Origin of the sequence: Shewanella sp. BJSY2023SW007 (assembly GCF_047314525.1) — a bacterium.
In the GTDB taxonomy this organism is placed as follows: domain Bacteria; phylum Pseudomonadota; class Gammaproteobacteria; order Enterobacterales; family Shewanellaceae; genus Shewanella; species Shewanella chilikensis.
Genome location: NZ_JBKORL010000069.1, coordinates 1 through 1,562 on the forward strand (window position 1 = coordinate 1; position 1,562 = coordinate 1,562).

A 1,562-nucleotide genomic window follows, 5' to 3' on the forward strand; every position below is an offset into this window, starting at 1 on the left:
ATAGAAGGGGGTGTCCTCAAGACTGACTTGAGCATATCTTGGCCTCGGCATGGCATCCTTTCCTTTTCAAAGGCTCCATTCAAGCCTAGACAAGGTGCCAACAATCTGCCAAGAATTATGGGTGTCTCCATTTTGCCTTTTGGTGTACTACTTCCCTTAGTGACTCTAAATTTACTGGTTGGAGTTAATTTTAAGTGGTCTAACTTTTGGTTTAGTTCGTTTGAGTACTTTGTTTTATTTTCAACAATGTTTCCATATCTATGGGCATGTAAGTTCTTGTTTAACAAAGTTAAGAAGTTGAACTTTGCATAAACGGCTACCAAACGACTATGGCGTCAATCCTTTATTTTGGGCGATGTTTTGGTCCCACATGATGCCATCTCGAAGCATAGAGTTTAGGATGACCACCATCTTGCGAACGCAAACAACAAAAAAGAAACAACAAAGACACCCATTATTAGCTGAGTGAAGACTCTAGTTGCCTGGATCACAGAAACACTGATGTTTTCACTGGGAGAAAATCATCTTTCAAGCCTTTTGAGGGCCATTCAGTTATTGAAATGAGCGCAAAAGTCGAATTTCAGACACGGTGGAGGTCGGACAAAGTTCGATTGGAGAGAAATATCTTGGAGCCTCGGGAATTCAGCTAAACAACTTCTGACAATTAGCGGCCCCTTGTCTTCGTCGTCGTTGTAGGTGAGTACAGTAGTCCGTAAGAGACTCCAGTGTACCAACCGGCCCTTTGAACAAAGACAACAATGCCAAGAATTATGGGTGTCTCCATTTTGCGCTGAAACATGGAGGGAGGGTTAGCACGGTTCAAATCTCGCATTTTTGCGTGAAATAGGTTCGATTTCATCAAACCTCTACAATTCATGGATATTTTTCTACCTCCGGGTGCTCAAATCCCCTACTGGTGCTTGAACGCAGACTGAAAGAAGATTAAGTTATTGTTTTACAGTGGGTGGCTTGATTTTTAAGCATGAAATAGGTTCGATTTTATTAAACCTCTGCAACTCTCGGATATCTTTCTACCTCCGGGTGCTCAAATCCCCTACTGGTGCTTGAACGCAGACAGAAAGAAGATTAAGTTATTGTTTTACAGTGGGTGGCTTGATTTTTATGTGTGGATTTGAATCTGCTAACAAGTTAAGGAGATGTAGTGTAAATGAGTGATGATTTATATGAGGTTATATATTTCGACCAACATTTGATTCTTAAAAAAAGCTTATATGAACAAGTGCCTCATAGTGGATTAAATGTGGCTTTTAGTTCTAAGGAAGGTGTTATTCTTAGACCTCATATATATTTTCGCCCTATCAATATGACTGATACTTTTAATGAATATAAGTTCTCTGAACTAATATTTGAATGTTACGAAGGAATGGCCAATGTTGTTTCTCAATTAGTTGAAGAGAACGATGAGGCCCGAATTCAGATAATAAGTGCACCACTCATGGTTAAACTGTGAGGAGAGATCAACTGCCTGTTGGTGATACTCTGTAGTCGCCAAACAAACATGAGTAGTTACCATGAATTACAAGCAGTTGATCGAGGGACAA

Annotated in this window: 1 protein-coding gene and 2 pseudogenes; 1 reads left to right on the top strand and 2 read right to left on the bottom strand. The window is 40.0% G+C overall.

All coding sequences use genetic code 11. The annotated features are described in order from the left end of the window. Positions 1–327 precede the first annotated feature (327 nt). Together ACMHXE_RS10800 and ACMHXE_RS10805 are read right to left on the bottom strand one after the other, a co-directional pair. Positions 328–429: pseudogene (locus ACMHXE_RS10800) on the bottom strand (IS110 family transposase); the annotation flags it as partial. Positions 430–642: 213 nt separating this feature from the next. Continuing rightward, a pseudogene (locus ACMHXE_RS10805) lies at positions 643–750 on the bottom strand (transposase); the annotation flags it as partial. A 418-nt stretch (positions 751–1,168) separates the two neighbouring features. Between ACMHXE_RS10805 and ACMHXE_RS10810 the strand changes: the two are divergent. Further along, entirely contained in the window at positions 1,169–1,471 is a 303-nt protein-coding gene (locus ACMHXE_RS10810; protein WP_413732240.1) for a hypothetical protein, read from the top strand. Positions 1,472–1,562 lie beyond the last annotated feature (91 nt).